This window comes from Ruegeria sp. HKCCD7255, assembly GCF_013031565.1.
Lineage (GTDB): Bacteria > Pseudomonadota > Alphaproteobacteria > Rhodobacterales > Rhodobacteraceae > Ruegeria.
The window spans coordinates 21,834-42,754 of record NZ_WQAG01000018.1 but is presented as its reverse complement, the minus strand read 5'-3'; the positions used below and the strand labels follow the sequence as shown (position 1 = coordinate 42,754).

Below are 20,921 nucleotides of genomic sequence, written 5' to 3'. Positions count from 1 at the left end.
CGATACCCCGGCCACGCAGGACGGATGGTTCGATACCGGAGATATCGCAAGTATCGACGCGGATGGGTTTGTCACCATTCTGGATAGGTCCAAGGACCTGATCAAATCGGGTGGCGAATGGATCTCATCGGTCGAATTGGAAAACATCGCAATGGCGCATCCGAAAATCGCCGATGCCGCTGCAATCGCGGTGCCACACCCCAAATGGGATGAACGACCGGTCATTCTGGTCAAACTGGTGGATCGGGCCGAGCTCAGCGAGGCTGCGGTTCTGGAAATGTATGGGCACAAGATCGCGAAATGGCAGATCCCGGATCGCGCAATCTTTGTCGACGAAATCCCGCGCAACGCAACCGGCAAGATCGTCAAGACCAAGCTGCGCGAGACTTACGCAAAAGAGGTCACACTGGCCTAATGCAAATTGGCAAAGGGAGGGTAAGAACCCGCCCTTTCGCGTTCTCTAGCGGCGCGCCAGATGGACCCCCGCAATCGTACAGCGGACCGAGCCGCCCGCCATTTCAATGGTCGGGATCGGCAGCGGGACAAGCGCAGCGCTTTTTTCAATGATTGCCTTTTGGCTGTCGGTCAGCGCATCAAAGGCCGTTTGCGACAGGGCCAGAATGCGCCCGTTTTTCCCCTGAAGTTCAATCGCGTTGCCGGCAAAGGCCTCGATCTGATCATGGCTCAGATCAATCACCTCGCGACCGGGCTGGGCAAGACGATCAACAACTTCCTGGCGGCGCTTTTCATCAGTGATCATCTCGGCCCCGATCAAGGCATAGTCGGTTCCGATGCACATCAGCACATTGGTATGGTACACCGGCACGCCCCGCCGGTCGGTCGCGGCAAAGGCCATGGGTTCATAGTTGAAATGGGTGCAAAACCGTTCCAGCAAGATCGGGCTGGTCCGATCGGATTCAACCGCATAGGCCACGCGATCTGCGTGGTCGATCACCATCGCGCCAGTGCCTTCGAGGAACAGGTTGTCCTGCTCCAGCCCTGAATAGTCGATGATGTCCTGAACACGGTATTCCTGTTTGAGCAACTCGATCACATCCGTGCGCCGTTCCAACCGCCGGTTTGGCGCTTTCATCGGATAAACAGCCACGTGACCACCCGCATGGGTCGAAAACCAATTGTTCGGGAACACGCAATCCGGCGTGCGAGGGTCTTCGCCTTCGAACACATGCACGAGCACACCATGCTGACGCAAGATTTCGGCCGAGCGCGTCGCCTCATCATAGGCTTGCTGCGCGATATCCCCATCGGCTGGCGGGTTGGCCTGAAACACGTTATCACCCGTCTGCGTATTTACCGAGAAATGGTGCGGACGGATCATGATCGCCGAAGACGGTGCCTGAATGCTGGGTTTTTCCATTGAATAGCCTCTCGCCTGATCACGCCGAACGCAACAGCATACCGAACAGATCGCGAGGATCGTCGGGGTCGGCCAGCATATCCAGATCCTGAAAGTAATCCGTGCCTTTGATGCGATCACGAATGAAGCGCAGGGCCGAGAAGTCTTCAATCGCAAAGCCCACGCCATCAAACAGGGTGATCTGACGATCACCGGTCCTGCCGGGCTTGGCGCCGGTGATAACTTCCCACATTTCGGTCACTGCAAAACTTTCGGGCATCTGCTGAATCTCGCCCTCAACCCGTGTCTGCGGCGGGTATTCGACAAAGACGTCCGAGCGTTCAAGGATGTCCTTGTGCAACTCGGTCTTGCCCGGGCAGTCGCCTCCGATTGCATTGATATGCACACCAGCGCCAACCATGTTATCCGTCAGGATGGTCGCATTCTGCTTATCAGCGGTGCAGGTCGTGATGAACTGAGCACCCTCAATGGCCTCTTCGGGCGTGTTGCACGCGATGATGTTGAACCCGCGCCCGGTCAGATTGCGCACCAGTTTTTCTGTGGCTTTTGGATCCACATCATAAAGGCGCAAGGTGTCGATACCGCAAAGCACTTTCATCGCCGTGGCCTGAAACTCGGACTGGGCCCCATTGCCGATCATTGCCATGCAAGTCGCACCTTTGGGTGCCAAATGCTTGGCCACCATCGCCGAGGTCGCGGCAGTGCGCAGCGCGGTCAGGATGGTCATCTCGGTCAGCAGGACCGGGTAGCCAGTATAGACATCCGCCAACAGGCCAAACGCCGTGACCGTTTGCAGCCCTTCCTTGGTGTTCTTGGGATGCCCGTTGACATATTTGAACCCATAGGCCTCACCATCCGAGGTCGGCATCAGCTCGATCACGCCGACATCCGAATGGCTGGCGACGCGGGGGGTCTTGTCGAACTTTTCCCACCGGCGGAAATCGTCTTCGATATAGGCGGCAAGCCCTTCCAGCATCGCCTCGATGCCGACGCTATGCACAAGCCGCATCATGTTTTCGACGCTGACAAAGGGAACAAATGCAAGTTCAGAGGGGGACGGCTTTGTCATGAGGCACCTTCGATTCTTCGTTTTTGACAGTATCGCCTGTTAGAATTTCAGGATAAATGAGCTAATTGTTAGATGACGGGATCACGCGATATACATAATGCGCACCCCAATTTGACAGAAAGCCAAGAATGACACGACCTGGTCAAAGCAAACATATCTATGACGATCTTGACCGACAGCTGATTGCGTTGCTGCGGCGCGATGGCCGCGCGCCAGTGTCAAAACTGGCTGATCTGCTTGGCGTGACCCGCGCCACGGTGCAAAGCCGGATGGACAAGCTGTTGGACACCGGTGCGCTGCTGGGCTTTACCGCGCGCGTGCGCGAGGACTACGAAGAGGACTATATTCGTGCGATCATGATGATCGAGGTTGTCGGGAAATCCACCAGCCAGGTCATTCGCGCGTTGCGCGGGATGCCGGAGCTATTTGCACTGCATACGACAAATGGTAACTGGGATCTTGTGGCCGAGGTGCGCGTGGCCAAGCTGCACGATTTCGACCGCGTGCTGCGCGAGGTCAGGATGATCGACGGCGTTTCAAACAGCGAAACAAGCCTGCTTCTGTCCAGCGTGTGACGCAGCTGGCTATTGCTGCTGTTTTTCCCGAATCCGAATCGCTTTTGCAGCCGCATGGTGCTGTTGACCTGCGCCCGACCGGTTGAGTTGCTTATTCTTTACGCACAAGCCGCGCTGGCTCTGGGGCGGCGGTCCGGCTGAAACACGACCACTAAGCATCATTAAATCAAAGACTTAATGCCGAACCGTGGTGAAAGACCCGGAAGTTTGGCGCTAGTTTCTGTAGTGTCGGCCCGTGTATTTTTTCTTGAAATGTCAATTAGGTCTTTTCAACATGTCAGAACGAAAAGGATGAAATTTTCATGTATGATCCCAGCTCACCTCTTTTGCGTTCCGGCTCCGAAGACGGGGCGCCCCCGGCACCCGAGGCCAAGGCGCGGTTCGCTGAAGACCGGCTTTTGGATGCGGTGATCTGGTGTGAAATCCGGCCAGGCGAAATTCTGACCGAAGCGGATGCGATGGAGCGGTTCGGGCTGACCCGAGCGGCGGCACGGGCCGGGCTGACGCGTCTGGGATATGACAATTGGGCTTTGCCACAACCCCGCACCGGCTGGCTGATCCTGCCGGTCACCGGCGCGCTGATCGGTCAGGTTCTTGAAGCGCGCCGGATCGCTGAACCTATGCTCTCGACCGCGCGTCTGGATGTGCAGGCGCGGGCCGAGTTAAAGAATATCGCCGATGTGATCGAAGCGCTTCACCCTCGGGATGAAGCCGCTGCCATCGCTTCGTTCCGGCACTATGTCGACCGGATCGACGGTTTGTTGCTGGGCGCTATCAACCCCTTTACCGCCCGGCATCTTCGAAAGCTCTGGCATCATACCGCACGCATCACCCGGTTTCTCGAAGATGAATCCGACAGCACCATATTTCGCCGCGATGACATCAATGCCTTGGTCAAAGCGGTCCTTTCCGAAGACGCCGAAGCCGTGGCTGCGGCCCGGCTTTCCCTCATTGACGCGCAAGAGGCCTTCTTCCTTCGCCAACTCCTGAAAAGCGAGGCTCCTCTCACCCCCGGCAGCGGGGTCATTGCGCGCAGCAAACAAACAGCTGCCCCCAACAGGAGAACCTCATGACTTCAACCTTCAAAGGACTAATGACTGGTGTGGCACTGGCTGTTTTTGCCCTGCCAGCCTTTGCGCGTGACATTACAATCGATCTGGCGGGCGAGCCGTCGTCGCTGGATCCCCATCTGCAGTGGAACCCCGACAGCTATTACGTCTATCGCAATGTGTTCGACAATGTGGTCACCCGCAACAACGCAGGTGAAATTGTCCCCCAACTCGCCACCGAATGGGAACAGGTCAGCGATACCGAGCTGGTTTTGACCATTCGAGACGATGTCACCTTTCACGATGGTGAGCCGTTGGAGCCGTCCGACGTGGTCTATTCGGTTCTTCGGATCACCAACCCCGATTTCGCCTCGCCACAGCTGGGGCAATTCAACCAGATCATCGGGGCCGAAGTCGTTGATGGCAACAAGGTCAAGCTGACCACCGATGGCCCCTACCCGGCCCTGATGGCGCAGCTTGTCAAACTGTCGGTTGTGCCCGAGCATGTTGTCGAAGCGGTGGGCAATGAGGCGTTCAACGCCTCCCCGCTGGGCTCGGGCCCTTACACGTTCGAAGAGTGGGATCGCGGCGTGTCGGTCACACTAGCGCGTAATGATGCCTATTGGGGCGAGGCCGGACCCTTTGACAAGGCCATCTTCCGCGCGGTTCCCGATGCAGCCACACGGGTGGCTGACCTTTAGGCCGGTACCGCTGATCTTGTTGTCAGTATCGATGCCGATGCAGGCGCGCAGCTGGCCTCGAACCCCGATGTCAAGGTTCTGTCTGCCCCGACCGAGCGTGTGGGCTATGTCGGTCTGAACCTCGACAAACCGCCGTTCAACAATCTTGAGATGCGCAAAGCGGCCAGCCTTGCGATTGACCGTCTGGGCATCACCGAAGGATTGCTACAAGCCGGTGAGGTGCCGATGGCGCAAATGGCAAGCCCGGCGCATTTCGGCTATAACCCTGATCTGCCACTGTTCGAATACGATCCGGACATGGCGCGCGAGATCGTTGCGGCCAATGCCGATCTGGCCCAGACACCTGCCACGCTTGCAACAGCGCCTGTCTTTGATCAGCGCATCGTGCAGGCGGTTCAGCAGATGTTGAACGATGTGGGGTTCAATGTGTCGATCTCGATGACCGATATGCCGACCTATCTGGGCATCGTGCGCTCCGAGCCGGCAGAGAACAGCGAACTTAGCTTTGGGCGTTGGTCCTGTGCGTGTCAGGACGCGGATGGCATCGCCTATCCGACCCTGCATTCCGACAGCGCCTGGAGCCGGGTAAACGAGCCCGAACTGGATGCATTGCTGGAAAAGGCCCGCGTATCGTTGGACCCGGCCGTGCGTCAGGATGCCTATAACAAAGTGTCCCAGATAGTGCGCGACAACTATTACCTGCTGCCAATGTATCAGGCTGCCGTGCTTTACGGTGCAACCGCCGATCTGGAATTCGAGCCGACGGCCAACGAAAGCATGTTCCTCAACCGCATGAGCATCGCTGAATAATGATGCGCTTTGCTTTGCATCGCAGCGGGCAGGCTTTGATCGCGGCCTTTGGTGTGGTGACGCTGGTGTTCTTTATCCAGCGTCTCACCGGAGACCCCGTGACCTTGCTGCTGCCCGAAACCGCGACGCAGGCAGATATCGAGGCCATGCGCAGCGCGCTTGGCCTCGACCGCCCGATCTGGGTTCAGTACTTCACCTTTCTGGGTGACATGGTGCGGCTGGATCTGGGCCGCTCGTTCGTTCAGAACGCGCCGGTCTGGGACATTCTCGCCAGCCGCATTCCGCAGACGCTGCAACTGGCCAGAGGGGCTTTGTTCGTTGCTCTGGTCATCGGCTTGCCGCTGGGGCTGCTGATGGCGCTGAAGCGGGGCAGCCGCGTGTCGCGTTACAGCATGGGGCTGGTTCTGGCCTGCCAATCGCTGCCGACATTCTGGTCTGGCATCATGCTAATCCTGGTGTTCGGCGTGCAGTTGCGTTGGCTGCCGTCCTCGGGCACCGGCACATTGGCGCATCTGATCATGCCGTCAATTGCCCTGGGCCTGCTGTCGCTGGCGACCTTTGCCCGGATTGCCCGCGCCTCGGTCGTTGATGAATTGGGCAAGGACTATGTGCGCTCGGCCCGCGCGCGCGGTGTTGGCACCGGACGGTTGGTCCGGCGACACCTGCTGCGCAATGCGCTGATCCCGGTCATCTCGATCACCGCGCTGGAAGTGTCACAGCTGCTGGCGGGTGCAGTCATCGTGGAAACGGTCTTTGCCTGGCCCGGGCTTGGGCAGTTGACCGTCCAATCCATCGCCGCCCGCGATTTCGTTGTCGTGCAAGCGGTTGTTCTGTTGGGCGCCTTTGTCACCATCGGGGCCAATCTTGCGGCAGACATACTCTATTCCGTGGTTGATCCCCGGGTAAAACTGAGCGGCACCACATGAACGCACGACCCTATCTGACTTGGTGGCCTGCCTGGCTTTTGGCTGCGCTTGTGCTGTGCGCCTTGTTTGCGCCCGCGCTCGCACCACTTGACCCGGACCGGCAGGATCTGCTGGGGCGGCTGAAACCTCCCGGACACGAAGGCCGTAATGCCGCAACCTTCTGGCTGGGCACGGATGAGCTTGGCCGCGACATCCTGAGCCGTGTCATCCATGGCGCGCGGGTTTCCATCGCGGTGGCGGTGCTGTCAGTGCTGCTGTCGGGCGTTGTCGGTGTGGCTGTAGGTATGACCGCAGGCTATCTGCGCGGCTGGGTCGAAGCGGTGCTGATGCGCCTCGTCGACATCTTCCTGTCGATCCCGGCCATCTTGCTTGCCATCATCATGGTCGCGGTTCTGGGTCCGGGATTTTTCAACGTGATCCTGGTGCTCGCCCTCACCCGCTGGCCGCGTTATGCGCGGGTGGCCTATGGTCAGACCCTGGCCATTGCCGAACGCCCCTATGTTCGTTTGGCCCGCGCGATGGGCGCCACAACGCCGCGCGTTCTGGCGCTGCACATCCTGCCCAACATCATCGGCCCGCTTCTGGTGGTCGCGACGCTTGAATTTGGCCTGATGGTCCTGTTCGAGGCCGGACTGTCCTTTCTGGGCTTGGGTGTACAACCGCCCACCGCAAGCTGGGGCGCGATGCTGTCGACCGGGCGCAACTATGTGGCAACCGCCTGGTGGATCGCAACCTTCCCCGGGCTGGCCCTGTTTTTGCTGGTGCTCAGCGCCAATCTGATCGGCGACCGGGTCAGCGACCAAATTGGAAAAGGACGTTAGAAATGAATTTCGGAGCCGAGTTTCACGGCCAAAAAGTAGTGGTCACCGGGGCCGCAGGGATCATGGGCCGTGCTTTGGCGCAAAGCTTTGCCGATGCCGGGGCCGAGGTCTGTTCGGCTGACCTAAGCACCGAAGGTTTGAGCGGTTTTGCCGTCGCCGCTGACCTGACCACCGATGCTGGCACCGAAACGCTGTTGGACGCGGTGGCCGCGCGCTGGGGGGCGCCGGATGTGGTGATCAACAATGCCGCCATCTATCCCTCGTCCTTCCTGCTGGACATGCAGGTTTCCGACTGGGATCAAATCATGGCGTTGAACCTGCGCGCGCCTTTTGTGTTGATGCGCGGCTTTGCGCTGCAAATGATCCAGCAGGGCAAAGGCGGTGCTTTCATCAATATCTCATCTGGTGCGGCGCGCAAAATGCGGCGCACGGCGGTGACCTATTGTATGTCGAAAACCGCGCTGGACCGGATGACCAAGGGCTTTGCGCTTGAGCTGGCCGAATACGGGATCCGCGTGAACTGTCTGGAACCGGGCTTTGCCGCGGGCTCGGCAGTGTCCGAGCTGAGCCAGGAACATATCGACCGCGTCATGGCCGCGATCCCGCTGGGGGCAGAGACGCGAAGCGAAGATATCGGGCAGGCTGCGCTCTACCTGGCCTCATCGGCGGCCAAGAATATCACCGGCACCTCACTGGCCGTTGATGGCGGCAATTCCGCCGGAACCATGGATGTTTACCAAGCCAAAAAGAGCGCGCTGTGAACTGGAACCCAACCCCATATCCCTGGCCCGATGGCTATCGCGCCGCCGCATGTTTTACGGTGGATGTCGACGCCACCGCACCCTGGCTGTGGCAGCATCGCGATAAGATCCCAAGCGGCATCGCGGCGCTTGAGCACCGGCAATACGGCATGCGGCAGGGGCTGGCGCGCATGGTCGCCATGCTGGACCGTCTGAACATCCCCGGCAGCTTTTTCGTGCCCGGCATCGTCGCCAAGGACAACCCCGACCTGCTGCCCGGCCTGATTGAGCGCGGTCATGAAATCGGGCTGCACGGGTTTTACCACGAGATCGTCTCCGAGACCTCGGATGCGCAGTTCACCGACGCGCTTGAAACCTCGATCGAACTGTTTGTCGCACAGACCGGCGCGCGCCCTGCCGGGTTCCGCTCACCTGCCTGGGAAATGACGCCCCATATGCTGTCGGAATTGCGGCGGCACGGGTTGTGGGATTCCAGCCTGATGGGTCACGATCTGCCCTACCAGATTGACGGGGTCACCGAATTGCCGGTGCGCTGGGACAATGATGATGCGATCTTTTTCAAGTTTCTGGGCGCAGGTGACCGCCCGCCACGCTCGGAAGCCGAGATCTGTGCCCGCTGGACCCATGAGGCCCGGGCCCAGATCCGCGACGGCGGGCTGTTCATGCTAACCGTTCATGACTGGATCTCGGGCCGCGCGGCGCGGGTCGAGTTGCTGTCGGATCTGTTCGAGCCTTTGTGTGCGGATGAAACCGTTTGGGTCACCACCTGTGGCGAGATTGCCCGACATCACCTATCGGTGGGCGGGCTGGAGGTCACTTCGCAAACGGTGACACCGATCAATGAAAGGACAGGCCATGAGTGACGCCCGGACCCAAGCGGCAGGTCACGAAACAGGCCCGCTCTGGGATGTCAGCAAACCGGCTGTGCAAAGCGCGGGCGGCATCGTGGCCGCGCAGCATTTCGAGGCCGCGCAGGCCGGGGCCGATGTACTGGCTGCCGGAGGCAACGCGATGGATGCTGCCGTGGTCGCGGCCTGCGTATTGTCGGTGGTCGAACCCTGGCTTTCCGGGCTGGGTGGTGGCGGGTTCCTGCTGCACGCCAGCGCCGCGGGTCACATCGAAGCGCTGGATTTCAACCTGCGCGCGCCGCGTGGCATTTCTCTGTCCGACTATCCGCTGACCGGCGGCGAAGGGGGCGACTGGTTCAACTGGCCCTCGGTCGAAGGTGATCGCAATCTGATCGGGCCCCATTCCATCTGCGTGCCCGGCGCGGTTGCCGGGCTGGCCGAAGCTTTGTCTCGCCATGGCAGCCTAAGCTGGGCCGAGGCGCTGGCCCCGGCAATTGCCGTCGCCGAACGTGGAATGCGGGTGGACTGGTTTGCAAAGCTGGCCTTTGCCATCGACACACCCGGCCTGTCCAGCAACGCGGCGGCGGCTGCGGTTTTTCTGGATCCTGCCCGACTGAAACATGATGCAGAGGATCCCACCGTGCAAGTGCTGCCCCTGCCCAAGAAGGCCGCGATGCTGCGCGCTTTGGCCAAACACGGTGCGCGGGATTTCTATGAAGGCGCGGTGGCAGCCCAGCTGCTGGCGGACCTTTCCGACATAGGCGCTAAACTTACGGCAGAGGATCTGAGCAGTTATGCGCCGCAATGGTCTGCGCCCGCAACGCTGGCCTATCGTGACCGGGTGGTGCACACGATGCCGGGCCTGTCCGGTGGGGCCTCACTTCTGTCGGCGCTTTCCAAACTTGAACCACAGCCCCTGTCCACGTTCGGCGATGTTGATCTGGCGGTGGCCTATGCTGATGCGATCCGATCTGCCTATGAAGACCGATTGACAAAGATGGGTCACGCGGCGGCGGGTGGGGATTGTACCAGCCATGTCTCAGTAGTGGATGCGGCCGGCAATATGGTGTCGCTGACCAACACGCTGCTGTCGCGGTTCGGGTCCAAAGTCGTGGCCCCTAGGCTGGAATTGCTGATGAATAACGGCATGATGTGGTTTGATCCACGCCCCGGTCAGCCCAACTCTATCGCGCCGGGGGCACGGCCCTTGGCCAATATGACACCGGTGATCACCACCCGCGACGGTGTCCCCGACATCGCCATCGGGGCTGCCGGAGGGCGGCAGATCTTCCCCGCAGTGCTCCAGATCCTGTCGCAGATGATTGACCGCGGGCTAACGGCCCAAGCCGCGCTGCATCATCCCCGGATTGATGCCAGCACGCCCACCATTCTGGTCAATCGTCGCGCCGCGGCCGATACCGCCACGGCCATTTCGGCGCGGCACCCGGTGCAGATCACCGAAGACTCGCTCTATCCCGTGCAATTCGCCATCCCCTCGCTGGTGCAGCGAGGCGCGGGCGGTGCGACCAATGCGGGCGCAGTTCATCCGACCTCTCCCTGGACCGCAGCGGTGGCCGCGTCATGAGCTTGCTGCGCATTCAGGATCTGGCCATCACTGCGGGCGATCTTTCACTGGTTGATGGTGTCACGCTGGACGTCAATCCAGGTGAGGTTGTGGCGCTGGTTGGCGAAAGCGGATCTGGCAAATCCCTGACCGCGCTGTCTATCATGGGGCTGCTGACCGAGGGGTTAGAACGCCAAGAGGGCCAGATTGTTTTTGACGGCAAAGACCTTGCGGCGATGCCCGACGCTCAGTTGCAAGACCTGCGTGGCGCCGATCTGGCGATGATCTTTCAGGAACCTGTCTCATCGCTCAACCCGTTGCTGAGTGTTGGCGAACAGGTCGCCGAAAGCCTGATCGTGCATGGCCGGGCCAACCCCGACACCGCGCGACAAAGCGCCATCGACATGCTGGCGCGGGTCGGCATCCCGGATCCCACCCGCCGCGCACAGCAATTGCCGACCGAATTGTCCGGCGGCATGTGCCAGCGTGTCATGATCGCCGCCGCTCTGATCTCGCAGCCGCGCCTGCTGATCGCGGATGAGCCGACAACGGCTCTGGACGTCACCATTCAGGCTCAGATTCTTGCACTTATGGGGAAGCTGGCCGCCGAGGCCGGAACCGCCATCCTTCTGATCACCCATGATATGGGGGTGGTGGCCGAACTGGCGGATCGCGTCTGCGTCATGTATGGTGGACGGGTTGTCGAACAGGGCCCGGTCACGCAATTGTTTGCAACCCCGCTACACCCCTATACACGTATGCTGTTGCAGACGATCCCGCGTCTGGATGATCCACCCAAACGCGAGCTCTTTGCCATTCGCGGCAATGTGCCCAGCCCGCGCGACTGGCCCGAAGGCTGCCGTTTTCGCAACCGGTGTGATCGCGCGTCCGATGCCTGCCGCACACGTCCCGAACTTGACGGCACCACCCGCCGCGTCGCCTGTTTCCACCCGGCTGAGGTTCCCGCATGAGCCTGTTGCAGATCGAAGATCTTCGGGTCCATTTCCCTGTCCGCACCGGTCGGTTCGGTGGCGGTCGCGGTACAGTTCGCGCGGTCGACGGGGTCTCACTGACCATCGAAGCCAATGAAACACTGGCTGTTGTGGGCGAGTCGGGATGCGGCAAATCCACCACCGGCAACGCGGTTCTGGGGCTCGCCCCGGTGACCGAGGGGCGCATCCTATTCGAAGGACAGGATCTTGCCAGTCTGGATGCCGCCGCGCGCCAGAATGTCTGGCGTGAGATGCAGGTGGTTTTTCAGGACCCGGTCAGCGCCCTGAATCCGCGACGCACGATTGGACAGTCCATTGCCGAACCTCTGGTCATCCATGGCTGGGCCAAGCCCGACATCTCGGCGCGGGTTGACGAACTTATGGCGCTGGTCGGTCTGAACCCGGATCAACGCGAACGGCGTCCGGGCGCTTTGTCGGGCGGGCAGCGGCAACGCGTCGTAATCGCACGGGCACTGGCGCTGAATCCCAAGCTGGTCATCTGCGACGAGCCGGTCAGCGCGCTGGACGTCTCAATCCAGAGCCAGATCCTGAACCTGTTGATGCGATTGCAGCGGGAATTGGGACTTAGCTATCTGTTTATCGCCCATGACCTGAGCGTGGTGCGCCACATCGCCGATCGGGTGGCCGTGATGTATCTGGGTGTGGTGGTCGAGGAAGGCCCCGCCAGCGCGGTTTTTGCAAACCCGGTCCACCCCTATACCCAAGCCCTTTTGTCCGCCATCCCGCTGCCGGATCCCACGTTGCGTGACCGCAAAAAGCGCATCGTTCTGGAAGGCGATCTCCCCTCGCCTCTGGATCCGCCAGCGGGATGCCCGTTCGTGACGCGTTGCCCGCTGGCCGAAGCGGCCTGTTCTGCGGCGCGTCCGGGGCTGGACCTGGCGGCGCCCGGCCACAAGGTCCGATGCCCTGTTCGGCTGCGCGCCGCGGACCAGCCCTGATCAGGCGGGCTGGTTTGGGCACAAATGTCACCCTTGGTGATGCCAATCGCAGTGATCCTGCGCTAAGCTGACACAATGCCCAATGCCAAACCGCCACATCCGCAAGACTATTTCCCGCCCTTCGGGGGCCTGAAATCTTTCTACGAGGTTGCCCTGACTGGCAGCGCGGTGGCCGCTGCTGCGCGGCTGAACGTGTCGCCTTCGTCCATCAGCCATCAACTCAAATCGCTTGAGGCCGAGCTTGGTGTGCGTCTGATCGAAAACCGGCGCGGGCGGCTGTTTCTGACACCGGATGGCAGCCAGTTCTTTGACCGGATCAAAGGCCCGATGTCCGAGATCCTGCGCGCGACCGAGGCAATCCGGTCGATGCCCGGACGCAAACGCATCTCGTTGACACTGACACCGTCATTTGCGGCCGGATGGTTGCTGCCACGCTTGGCCGATCTGGAACGCAAACACCCCGATCTTGAGGTCAATCTGGTCACCACGACCCGTGTGGTCGATCTGGAGCGCGAGAATGTCGATCTGGCCATTCGCCGGGGCACCGGGGACTGGCCCGACACCATCGCGCAGCCTTTGTTGGGCGAGACGATCATACCCGTCATGTCCCGCGCACTTGCAAACCAGCTGAACGGCGCGCCCTTGCACGAAGTGCTGAAAACGCAGCGCATTCTGGTCAACACAACCGTCGATGGTGAGTGGGACCGGTGGTGCGCCGCCCGTGGGCTGGATCTGCCCACCGCCAATCAACGCTATGGGCTTGAGACATACGAGCTGACAATCCAAGGTGCGCAAGATGGGCTGGGGATCGCGCTGGGGCGACGCCCTTTGGTGGATCCGCTGCTGGATATGGGTGGTCTGGTTGCCCCGTTCGATGTCGCTGACGCCGACAATATGGCCTATTTCATTGTGCGTCCCAACACGCCGATGCGATCTGATCTAAAACGGTTTCACGACTGGTTGATGAAACAGAGCAGTTGAATTTTTTTCAACTCCTGCTGAGATTTTTGCACTTCGATTTGGTGGCCCGACACGGTTACGTTCTGGGTAAGGATCACAGGAGCAAGTGACAATGCAAAGCGACGATCTTCCAAGACATGGCCCGCTGACGGGTGTTCGGGTTGTGGATCTGACAGCCGTGGTTTCGGGTCCGATGTGCACCATGATCCTGGCCGACCAGGGCGCTGATGTGATCAAGATCGAGCGCGCCGATGGTGATTTCACCCGCCATGTCGCCACCCGGCGCGGCGGGCATTCGGCCTCATACCTCAACAACAACCGCAACAAACGCTCGGTCGTTGCGGATCTGAAGAGCCCCGACGATATCGCGATGATCAAGCAGCTGGTCAAGGATGCGGATGTGTTCATCCAGAACTTCCGCCCCGGTGTGATGGACCGGCTGGGCCTGAGCTATGAGGTGCTGAGCGCGATCAACCCGCGCCTGGTCTATATGTCGATTTCGGGCTTTGGCTTTGATGGGCCGCTGTCGGGCAAACCTGTTTATGACCCACTGATCCAGGCGCTTTCGGCGCTGACCACCGTGCAGGCGGGCAGCGATGAAGAACGCCCACGCCTGGTGCGCACCATTCTGCCCGACAAGCTGACCGCCGTGCAGGCCAGCCAGGCCGTCACCGCCGCCCTGTTCGCGCGCGAACGCACTGGCAAGGGCCAAAAGGTCACCTTGTCGATGCTGGACACGGTTGCGGCCTTCCTCTGGGCCTCGGATATGAACGGGCATACTTTTGTTGGTGACGAGATGGAGAAAGAGGAAAGCCAGTCTTTCCACGATCTGATCTATGAGGTGAAAGGCGGCTATCTCAGCATCTCGATCATGCAGAACAAGCATTGGGAGGCTCTGGCCCATGCGACCGGTCGGCCCGATATCCTTGAGGATGAGCGGTTCAAGACCACCGAGCTGCGCGACATCAACCGCGATGCGCGTTTGGATCTGACCCAAACCATCGTGCGCGAGGTGGATCGTGACACGCTGCTGGCTGCGCTGGAACAGGCGGGCGTGCCCTGTGCCCCGGTTTTGACCCGCCGCGAGATGCGACAGCACCCGCAACTGCAGGCCAATGGCACCATCGTCGAATATGACCACCCCTCAGCGGGCCGCCTGCGCCAGACCCGCCCGGCGGCTATGTTCCACGGCACACCCGCAACCGATCTGCGCCCTGCGCCGGAACTGGGTGAACATTCCGACGAAATCCGCGCCTTGGCTGGCCGCTCTGATCTGGCGGATGCTTCATGATCGATTTCTACTATTCCCCCACCCCCAACGGCTGGAAGGTTGCGATCATGCTGGCCGAAACGGGGCTGGAGCATCGGACCGTTCTGATGAACCTGCGCGCAGGCGACCAGCTGACCCCCGCCTTCCGCGCCATCAGCCCCAACGCCAAGATGCCCGCCATCGTGGATCATGACACCCCGGATGGCCCGCAAACCGTGTTCGAAAGCGGCGCAATCCTGCTGTATCTGGCCGAGCGCACCGGCCAATTCGGCCCCCAGACCCCGACCGAGCGTATCGCGTTCAACGAATGGCTGTTCTGGCAGGCCGCCAATCAGGGCCCGATGGGCGGGCAGCTCAGCCATTTTGTCAATTACAGCCCGAAGGGCGAAACCTATTCCCACAATCGGTACAAGGGCGAGTTTGAGCGCGCGCTAGCTGTGATGGAAACCTGGCTGGACGGGCAAGACTATATGCTGGGGCGCTATTCGATTGTCGACATGATGTGTTTTCCCTGGGCGTTTATCGCCAAGCCCTTGGGCGTGTCGCTGGACAATTTCCCGAATGTCGCCGCCTGGCGCCAGCGGATCAAGACGCGCCCGGCGGTGATCGACGCCATCAACCTGCACAAAGACGCCCAGTTTTCCGGCAAAGCCACTGCCGAACAGAACGCCACCCTGTTCAACCAATCCGCCGCGCATCTGATGCAAGGCCAAGAAAAGACCAACTAAAAGAAGAAAAACCAACACCACCACCAACACGGAGAGAACAATGCCCAAGATCGAAGGAAGCTGCCTGTGCGGCCAGGTCACCTATAGCTCAAGCGCCGAAGAACCGGCGATGATGGTCGTCTGCCACTGCCCGGATTGCCAAAAGCAAAGCGGATGTGGCTATTCCACCAATGTGCTGGTTCCCACCGCCTCAATCTCATTCTCGGGTGATAGCCGCAGACAATATGTGGTGAATGGCGCATCGGGCCTGCCTGTGACACGGAACTTCTGCAGCAATTGCGGCTCGCCCCTGACCACGGAGATGCCAGCCTTTGATCATCTGGCCGCCGTCAAAGCTGGGACGTTGACGGACAGCAGCTGGGTGAAACCAACCACCGAAATCTGGTGCGATTCATCGCAACCCTGGAGTAAGCTGACAGACGACATGGCAAAGGCGCCCGCAAACCCGGGCTGAGTCTTGCCTGACCAAGCGGCCCCTGTGCCAAGGAGCAAGCGCAATGAAAATAGCCGCGGTACAGGCCGCCCCGGTTTTCCTTGATCCGCAAGCCAGCACCGACAAGCTGATCAGCTTGTTGCGTGCGGCTGGGGCGCAGGGGGCCGAACTGGTAGTGTTTCCCGAAGTATTCCTGTCGGGCTACCCCGTCTGGCTGCGCGCGCCCGAAGTGGCCCACAATGATGAGCTGTTGCGGATCGGCCATCTGGCCTATCTTAAATCGGCAATCACCACCGACGGGCCCGAAATTGCAGCCATTTGCGCCGAGGCAACGGCCTTGGGCGTAGCTGTTATGACCGGGATTGTCGAACGCGCGGGCTCGGGTGGGTCGGTCTATGCCACGCTGGTCACCATTCTGCCCGACAAGGGTGTGGTGAACGCCCATCGCAAGCTGAAACCTACCTTCCATGAGCGGCTGCTCTGGGCCGATGGCGATGGCCACGGGCTGGCGGTGCAGGAATGGAAAGGCGTCAGGATCGGCGGTCTGAACTGTTATGAGAACTGGCAGCCCCTGGCCCGTCAGGCGCTTTATCAGCAGGGCGAACAGCTGCACATCGCCACCTGGCCCGGTGATCTGGACGTCACCGATCACATCACCCAGTTCATCGCGATGGAGGGGCGGGTCTATGTCGTCTCGGTCTCGGGCTTGCTGCGCAGCGCGGATATCCCCGAAAGCTTCCCGTTGCGGAAATATGTTACCGAAGGGCGCCACCTGATCAACGATGGCGGCAGTATGATCGCCGCTCCGGGCGGGTCGCTGCTGGCCGGGCCAGCGGTCGGAGAAGAGGTCACCCTGTTTGCCGAGATCGATCTGGATGCGGTGACATCGGCCCGGCTCAAGCTAGACCCGGCAGGCCATTACAGCCGTCGGGATATTCTGAGCCTGTCGCATAACCGCCAGAGGCTGGACTAGAGCCAGGCCCTAGCCGTGGTCTTCGTCCAGATCAAAGATCGGATCCAGTACCAGAACAAGTCGGGTTTCGCCGGTTCCAGCGATGGGCGGTGATCGATGCCGCAGCCCCGAGGCCGGGTTTTCGGGCCAAAGCGTGCCGCGCATGACCATCGGAGATCCGGTGGCCACGGTGGCGATATCGCGCGGTTCAGCCCCCCCTTGCGCAAACCCGTATTGCGTTCCGGTGCCGCGATAGGTGCAAATCAGCCGCGCCTTGATCGCATCAATATGAAACTTGCGACACGCGTTGGTGGTGATCACCCCCAGGCGCAGCCGCAGATAAGACGCCCGCATTATGGCGGCGAAGCGTTGCGACAGATCAGCAATGTCGCCGATCAGCCAATCGCGCTCGACACAGGGCGCCATCGTGGAACCGTCGCAAAGATTCGACACCGCCTGCGGGATCGCGTCGGGGCGGAGCACGGAGCGGGTCGCGGGCATTTGGCACGGGTCCAGCCCGTCGATCCAGGCCTGAAAACCTTTTGGCAACGGGCGATCCCAGATCGCCGCTGCGCACTGCGGCTCTTGGATAGCGGCCAAGCCGTCAGCCGTCTTTGCAAAATGCACTACTTCTGAATGATCCTTGATCTCGGCGTATGCGCCAGTCATGCCGCTTCCCCTTCACGGCGCCAGCCCGGGAACGGATCGGGCAGATCCAGGGGCAGCGCGTCGGGATTGGCTGCCACCTCGGCAGGCACCAGACAGCCATCCAGCCGCGCTTTCAGCGCGGGCCAGTCGACACCTGATCCGATGAAGACCAATTCTTGCCGCCGATCCCCCCAAGGCTCGGCCCAATGCGCCTGTATGTAGGCCCGCGCACTGTCATGGTCGGGCCAGCGCTCTTTCGGGGCCGACGCCCACCAGGTGCCCAGGGGTTTGACCGAGGACAGCGCCCCGGCCATCGAAAACTCAGCCACCCAATTGGGGCGCGTTGCCAACCAGAAATGCCCCTTGGCCCGGATCACACCCGGCAGGTCTCCATTCAGCACATCAAGGATCTTTTCCGGCTCAAAGGGCTGCCGCGCGCGGTAGACAAAGCTTGTCACACCGTATTCTTCTGTTTCGGGCACGTGATCGGCAAACCCATAAAGCTCTTTCGCCCACATCGGGTGCTCATGCGCCTTTTCAAAGTCGAACATGCCTGTGTCCAGGATCGCCCCGGCAGCCACATCCGAATGGTTGGTCTCGATGATCCGGGCATCCGCGTTCAGGCTGCGGATGATCTTGCGCGCTGCATCGGTGCGCTCGGGCCCGGCATCCGCAACCTTGTTCAGGATCACCACATCGGCAAATTCGATTTGTTCCACCAACAGATCGACCAGAGTGCGATTGTCCTCGTCGCTCATCGTCTCGCCGCGATCCTTCAGGAAATCGTGGCTGGAATAGTCCTGCAAAAGGTTCACCGCATCAACCACCGTCACCATCGTATCCAGCCGCGACACATCCGAGAGGCTTTCGCCAAGCTCATCTCGAAAATCAAAGGTTGCGGCCACGGGCAAGGGTTCCGATATCCCGGTGGATTCGATCAGCAGGTAGTCAAACCGCCCCTCGTCGGCCAGCCGCCGCACCTCTTGCAGCAGATCGTCGCGCAGGGTGCAGCAGATACAGCCATTCGACATCTCGACCAGCGTCTCATCGGTGCGGCTCAGCTCGGTATCCGCGCGCACCAGATCGGCATCGATGTTGACCTCGGACATATCGTTGACGATCACCGCCACCCGACGTCCTTCACGGTTGTTGAGAACGCGGTTCAGCAATGTGGTCTTCCCCACACCAAGGAAACCGGACAGGACGGTGACGGGCAGTCTGGTATCAGTCATCGAAAGGGAACTCCGTTAGAATTTGAGTGAGGGACGATGGGGCCAGCGCGGACAGAGGCAGGATCAAAGAATTGGCCGGGATGCGTGGAATGTATGGCTCTGCATTTTATGTGATAACATAACATTTCTAGAACGGCGAAGTGAAACTGTCCAGTCCCTCAGCGCTCTAATCCAATGGTGCCGCCTGTTAAGCCCCGCGCCGCAGGTTCAGACCCAGCAGGCTGAAACAGGCGAAGATCACCGCTGCAACGCACACGATCGAGGGCCCCGCTGGCGTGTCGAACACATAAGCGGCCCGCAGGCCCGCAACCGCAGAGAACGCCCCGATGGCCGCGGCAATCAGAGCCATCGATTCCGGTGAACGCGCCAGGCTGCGCGCGGCAGCGGCGGGGATGATCAGCAGAGCTGCGATCAGCAACACGCCCACGACCTTGATCGCCACAGCAACCGTTACGGCCAGAGACAGGGTCAGGATCAATTGCTCTCGCTTGGGGTTAAAACCACTGGCATAGGCCAGTTCCTCGTTCAGGGTGGCCGTCAACAGGTGCGACCACCGCCAGGCCAGCAGCGCCATGACAAGCGCGGCCCCGCCCCAGATCACCACAAGATCAGACCGCGAAACCGCAAGGATATCGCCAAAAAGATAGGCCATCAGATCAATGCGTACGCCCGACAGGAACGACACCGCAACCAACCCAAAGGCAAGTGCGGAATGCGCGAGAACCCCCAGCAAGGTATCCATCGCATAGCCCCGCCCCGACAACAGCGTCACCGTCAAAGCCATGATCAGCGCAACCGCCAAAGCGCCTGCAAAGATCGACATTTGAAAGGTCAGAGACAGCGCCACGCCCAGAATGGCTGCATGCGCCGTGGCGTCTCCGAAATAGGCCATGCGGCGCCACACGACGAAACAGCCCAGCGGAGCTGCGGCGAACGCAACGCCAACCCCTGCAAGGGTGGCCCGTGTCATGAAATCATCAAGCATCATTCAGCCGCTTCATGGTGGTGGTCGTGATCATGGTCATGGTCGTGCCGATAGAGCGCCAGCGCGCCACCCGTACCTGTTCCGAACAGCGCGCGGTATTCCGGTGCCGAGGCCACCACGGCGGGCGAGCCCTGACAGCAGACATGGCCATTGAGGCAGATCACGCGATCTGACGCGCTCATGACCACGTGCAATTCGTGGCTGATCATCAGGATGGCACAACCTGTTTCGCGGCGCACCTCTTCGATCTGGCGATAAAACGCGGCAGATCCGGGTTGATCCAGTCCTTGCGTGGCCTCGTCCAACAACAAAACCTCGGGCTGGTTGATCAGCGCCCGGGCCAACATCACGCGCTGGAACTGCCCGCCCGACAATTGTGACATCTGCCGCTGCAGCAAGTCAGGCACGCCAGCGGCCTCAAGCGCCGCAGCACAGTCTTTCCGCGACACCCGGTCGGTCAGACGCATGAACCGCTCGACCGAGATGGGCAGCGTGGGATCAATATGCAGCTTCTGCGGCACATAACCGATCTTCAATCCAGGCTTCAGCGCCACCTGCCCCGCAGAAGGTTTGGTCGCCCCGATTATCGCACGCAACAAGCTTGTCTTGCCCGACCCGTTCGGGCCTACGATCGTGACGATCTCACCCGGTTCGATGGTCATCTCGACATGACTCAGGACCGTATTGGCGCCATATCGGACGCTGAGGTTTTCGACCTTGATCAGGCTCATTCTTAAGCCTTTTCAGTGCAGTCGGGGCACAGGCCTTCGGCTTCGACAACCGTGCGTTCGATCTCGAACCCGGCGGCGCGCGCGGCGGCACCCAATGCGCCTTTGGCCGGGGCTGACTGTGCCTCGGCCACCGCATCGCATTTTCGACAAATCATGAACGCAGGCGAATGCGTGGCCCCGGGATGGGAACAGGCCACAAAGGCATTCAGACGTTCGATCTTGTGGACAAACCCGTTCTGCACCAGAAAGTCGAGCGCGCGATAGGCCACCGGCGGTTGCGAGCCGAAGCCTTCTTCGCGCAGCCGGTCAAGAATCGCATAGGCCCCAAGGGCGCGATGCTCTTGCAGCAACATCTCAAGCACCTTGCGCCGCACATCGGTCAGGCGCAGCCCATCTTGCTTGCATCGTGCTTCTGCCGACGCCAGCGCGGTCGCGACACAGGCCTTATGATCATGCGCCTGAAAACCCACCGGCGCGGTGTCTTCGGCTGGAACAGGGGGGGAGTCACTTGTCATGTTATTTCATATCA

Annotated in this window: 22 protein-coding genes and 1 pseudogene; 16 read left to right on the top strand and 7 right to left on the bottom strand. The window is 60.7% G+C overall.

Annotated features, from left to right (window positions below; all coding sequences use genetic code 11):
* Positions 1-151: 151 nt before the first annotated feature.
* Entirely contained in the window at positions 152-415 is a 264-nt protein-coding gene (locus GOX45_RS22385; RefSeq protein WP_371809005.1) for a hypothetical protein, read from the top strand.
* A 45-nt stretch (positions 416-460) separates the two neighbouring features.
* Here the strand turns inward: GOX45_RS22385 and ctlX are convergent, their stop codons facing one another.
* Positions 461-1,378, bottom strand: coding sequence for a citrulline utilization hydrolase CtlX (gene ctlX / locus GOX45_RS21130; protein WP_171103834.1), 918 nt, complete (start codon positions 1,376-1,378; stop codon positions 461-463).
* 19 nt (positions 1,379-1,397) lie between these two features.
* On the bottom strand, positions 1,398-2,447 hold the full coding sequence (locus tag GOX45_RS21125; protein ID WP_171103833.1) for an ornithine cyclodeaminase: 1,050 nt from the start codon (positions 2,445-2,447) through the stop codon (positions 1,398-1,400).
* 128 nt (positions 2,448-2,575) lie between these two features.
* On the opposite strand from GOX45_RS21125, the gene GOX45_RS21120 reads away from it, so the two are divergent.
* From GOX45_RS21120 to GOX45_RS21045, 15 genes and pseudogenes are all read left to right on the top strand, one after another.
* Positions 2,576-3,022 carry an Lrp/AsnC family transcriptional regulator gene (locus GOX45_RS21120; protein WP_171103831.1) on the top strand — a complete coding sequence of 149 codons (447 nt, stop codon included), beginning with the start codon at positions 2,576-2,578 and terminating at the stop codon, positions 3,020-3,022.
* A gap of 302 nt (positions 3,023-3,324) precedes the next feature.
* The gene (locus tag GOX45_RS21115; RefSeq protein WP_171103829.1) at positions 3,325-4,095 is read left to right on the top strand and encodes a GntR family transcriptional regulator; all 771 of its coding nucleotides are present in this window, start codon (positions 3,325-3,327) and stop codon (positions 4,093-4,095) included.
* Positions 4,092-5,582, top strand: a pseudogene (locus GOX45_RS22180) (ABC transporter substrate-binding protein). Before GOX45_RS21115 ends, GOX45_RS22180 begins: the two are co-directional and overlap by 4 nt.
* Positions 5,583-5,584: 2 nt before the next feature.
* The gene (locus GOX45_RS21100) at positions 5,585-6,508 is read left to right on the top strand and encodes an ABC transporter permease (RefSeq protein ID WP_217350611.1); all 924 of its coding nucleotides are present in this window, start codon (positions 5,585-5,587) and stop codon (positions 6,506-6,508) included.
* A complete protein-coding gene (locus GOX45_RS21095) occupies positions 6,505-7,329 on the top strand; it encodes an ABC transporter permease (protein ID WP_171103824.1) in 825 nt (274 codons plus the stop codon). Before GOX45_RS21100 ends, GOX45_RS21095 begins: the two co-directional genes overlap by 4 nt.
* Positions 7,330-7,331: 2 nt before the next feature.
* Positions 7,332-8,090 carry an SDR family NAD(P)-dependent oxidoreductase gene (locus GOX45_RS21090; RefSeq protein WP_171103822.1) on the top strand — a complete coding sequence of 253 codons (759 nt, stop codon included), beginning with the start codon at positions 7,332-7,334 and terminating at the stop codon, positions 8,088-8,090.
* Positions 8,087-8,953, top strand: a complete 867-nt coding sequence (locus tag GOX45_RS21085) for a polysaccharide deacetylase family protein (protein WP_171103820.1) — start codon at positions 8,087-8,089, stop codon at positions 8,951-8,953. Before GOX45_RS21090 ends, GOX45_RS21085 begins: the two co-directional genes overlap by 4 nt.
* The gene (locus GOX45_RS21080; protein WP_171103818.1) at positions 8,946-10,523 is read left to right on the top strand and encodes a gamma-glutamyltransferase; all 1,578 of its coding nucleotides are present in this window, start codon (positions 8,946-8,948) and stop codon (positions 10,521-10,523) included. The genes GOX45_RS21085 and GOX45_RS21080 overlap by 8 nt, the downstream gene beginning before the upstream one ends.
* Positions 10,520-11,473, top strand: a complete 954-nt coding sequence (locus GOX45_RS21075) for an ABC transporter ATP-binding protein (RefSeq protein WP_171103816.1) — start codon at positions 10,520-10,522, stop codon at positions 11,471-11,473. Before GOX45_RS21080 ends, GOX45_RS21075 begins: the two co-directional genes overlap by 4 nt.
* On the top strand, positions 11,470-12,453 hold the full coding sequence (locus GOX45_RS21070) for an ABC transporter ATP-binding protein (protein ID WP_171103814.1): 984 nt from the start codon (positions 11,470-11,472) through the stop codon (positions 12,451-12,453). Before GOX45_RS21075 ends, GOX45_RS21070 begins: the two co-directional genes overlap by 4 nt.
* Before the next feature lie 75 nt (positions 12,454-12,528).
* The gene (locus GOX45_RS21065; protein ID WP_171103807.1) at positions 12,529-13,434 is read left to right on the top strand and encodes a LysR substrate-binding domain-containing protein; all 906 of its coding nucleotides are present in this window, start codon (positions 12,529-12,531) and stop codon (positions 13,432-13,434) included.
* A 91-nt stretch (positions 13,435-13,525) separates the two neighbouring features.
* Complete coding sequence (locus tag GOX45_RS21060) at positions 13,526-14,704, top strand: CaiB/BaiF CoA-transferase family protein (protein ID WP_171103805.1); 1,179 nt, start codon at positions 13,526-13,528, stop codon at positions 14,702-14,704.
* Positions 14,701-15,411: a glutathione S-transferase family protein gene (locus tag GOX45_RS21055; RefSeq protein ID WP_171103804.1), complete on the top strand. Its 711-nt coding sequence runs from the start codon at positions 14,701-14,703 to the stop codon at positions 15,409-15,411. Before GOX45_RS21060 ends, GOX45_RS21055 begins: the two co-directional genes overlap by 4 nt.
* Before the next feature lie 40 nt (positions 15,412-15,451).
* Entirely contained in the window at positions 15,452-15,865 is a 414-nt protein-coding gene (locus GOX45_RS21050; protein ID WP_171103801.1) for a GFA family protein, read from the top strand.
* Positions 15,866-15,908: 43 nt separating this feature from the next.
* Positions 15,909-16,817, top strand: coding sequence for a carbon-nitrogen hydrolase family protein (locus GOX45_RS21045; RefSeq protein WP_171103799.1), 909 nt, complete (start codon positions 15,909-15,911; stop codon positions 16,815-16,817).
* Between the two features lie 9 nt (positions 16,818-16,826).
* On the opposite strand, the gene GOX45_RS21040 is transcribed toward GOX45_RS21045, so the two are convergent.
* The 5 genes from GOX45_RS21040 to GOX45_RS21020 all read right to left on the bottom strand — a co-directional run bounded on the left by GOX45_RS21040 (position 16,827) and on the right by GOX45_RS21020 (position 20,907).
* A complete protein-coding gene (locus GOX45_RS21040) occupies positions 16,827-17,465 on the bottom strand; it encodes a DUF1826 domain-containing protein (protein WP_171103797.1) in 639 nt (212 codons plus the stop codon).
* The gene (locus GOX45_RS21035) at positions 17,462-18,676 is read right to left on the bottom strand and encodes a GTP-binding protein (RefSeq protein ID WP_171103795.1); all 1,215 of its coding nucleotides are present in this window, start codon (positions 18,674-18,676) and stop codon (positions 17,462-17,464) included. The genes GOX45_RS21040 and GOX45_RS21035 overlap by 4 nt, the downstream gene beginning before the upstream one ends.
* A 187-nt stretch (positions 18,677-18,863) precedes the next feature.
* A complete protein-coding gene (locus GOX45_RS21030; RefSeq protein WP_171103793.1) occupies positions 18,864-19,661 on the bottom strand; it encodes an iron chelate uptake ABC transporter family permease subunit in 798 nt (265 codons plus the stop codon).
* Positions 19,661-20,392 carry a metal ABC transporter ATP-binding protein gene (locus tag GOX45_RS21025; RefSeq protein WP_171103791.1) on the bottom strand — a complete coding sequence of 244 codons (732 nt, stop codon included), beginning with the start codon at positions 20,390-20,392 and terminating at the stop codon, positions 19,661-19,663. The genes GOX45_RS21030 and GOX45_RS21025 overlap by 1 nt, the downstream gene beginning before the upstream one ends.
* Before the next feature lie 2 nt (positions 20,393-20,394).
* Positions 20,395-20,907, bottom strand: a complete 513-nt coding sequence (locus GOX45_RS21020; protein ID WP_171103789.1) for a transcriptional repressor — start codon at positions 20,905-20,907, stop codon at positions 20,395-20,397.
* Positions 20,908-20,921: the final 14 nt, after the last annotated feature.

Excerpts from the sequence above, each read along its gene's own strand:
- GOX45_RS21035 (WP_171103795.1), bottom strand. The coding sequence starts at position 18,676 with ATGACTGATACCAGACTGCCCGTCACCGTCCTGTCCGGTTTCCTTGGT.
- GOX45_RS21120 (WP_171103831.1), top strand. The coding sequence starts at position 2,576 with ATGACACGACCTGGTCAAAGCAAACATATCTATGACGATCTTGACCGA.
- GOX45_RS21025 (WP_171103791.1), bottom strand. The coding sequence starts at position 20,392 with ATGAGCCTGATCAAGGTCGAAAACCTCAGCGTCCGATATGGCGCCAAT.
- GOX45_RS21045 (WP_171103799.1), top strand. The coding sequence starts at position 15,909 with ATGAAAATAGCCGCGGTACAGGCCGCCCCGGTTTTCCTTGATCCGCAA.
- GOX45_RS21060 (WP_171103805.1), top strand. The coding sequence starts at position 13,526 with ATGCAAAGCGACGATCTTCCAAGACATGGCCCGCTGACGGGTGTTCGG.
- GOX45_RS21070 (WP_171103814.1), top strand. The coding sequence starts at position 11,470 with ATGAGCCTGTTGCAGATCGAAGATCTTCGGGTCCATTTCCCTGTCCGC.
- GOX45_RS21050 (WP_171103801.1), top strand. The coding sequence starts at position 15,452 with ATGCCCAAGATCGAAGGAAGCTGCCTGTGCGGCCAGGTCACCTATAGC.
- GOX45_RS21065 (WP_171103807.1), top strand. The coding sequence starts at position 12,529 with ATGCCCAATGCCAAACCGCCACATCCGCAAGACTATTTCCCGCCCTTC.
- ctlX (WP_171103834.1), bottom strand. The coding sequence starts at position 1,378 with ATGGAAAAACCCAGCATTCAGGCACCGTCTTCGGCGATCATGATCCGT.
- GOX45_RS21075 (WP_171103816.1), top strand. The coding sequence starts at position 10,520 with ATGAGCTTGCTGCGCATTCAGGATCTGGCCATCACTGCGGGCGATCTT.
- GOX45_RS21090 (WP_171103822.1), top strand. The coding sequence starts at position 7,332 with ATGAATTTCGGAGCCGAGTTTCACGGCCAAAAAGTAGTGGTCACCGGG.
- GOX45_RS22385 (WP_371809005.1), top strand. The coding sequence starts at position 152 with ATGGCGCATCCGAAAATCGCCGATGCCGCTGCAATCGCGGTGCCACAC.
- GOX45_RS21040 (WP_171103797.1), bottom strand. The coding sequence starts at position 17,465 with ATGACTGGCGCATACGCCGAGATCAAGGATCATTCAGAAGTAGTGCAT.
- GOX45_RS21115 (WP_171103829.1), top strand. The coding sequence starts at position 3,325 with ATGTATGATCCCAGCTCACCTCTTTTGCGTTCCGGCTCCGAAGACGGG.
- GOX45_RS21055 (WP_171103804.1), top strand. The coding sequence starts at position 14,701 with ATGATCGATTTCTACTATTCCCCCACCCCCAACGGCTGGAAGGTTGCG.
- GOX45_RS21100 (WP_217350611.1), top strand. The coding sequence starts at position 5,585 with ATGCGCTTTGCTTTGCATCGCAGCGGGCAGGCTTTGATCGCGGCCTTT.
- GOX45_RS21125 (WP_171103833.1), bottom strand. The coding sequence starts at position 2,447 with ATGACAAAGCCGTCCCCCTCTGAACTTGCATTTGTTCCCTTTGTCAGC.
- GOX45_RS21020 (WP_171103789.1), bottom strand. The coding sequence starts at position 20,907 with ATGACAAGTGACTCCCCCCCTGTTCCAGCCGAAGACACCGCGCCGGTG.
- GOX45_RS21030 (WP_171103793.1), bottom strand. The coding sequence starts at position 19,661 with ATGCTTGATGATTTCATGACACGGGCCACCCTTGCAGGGGTTGGCGTT.
- GOX45_RS21080 (WP_171103818.1), top strand. The coding sequence starts at position 8,946 with ATGAGTGACGCCCGGACCCAAGCGGCAGGTCACGAAACAGGCCCGCTC.
- GOX45_RS21095 (WP_171103824.1), top strand. The coding sequence starts at position 6,505 with ATGAACGCACGACCCTATCTGACTTGGTGGCCTGCCTGGCTTTTGGCT.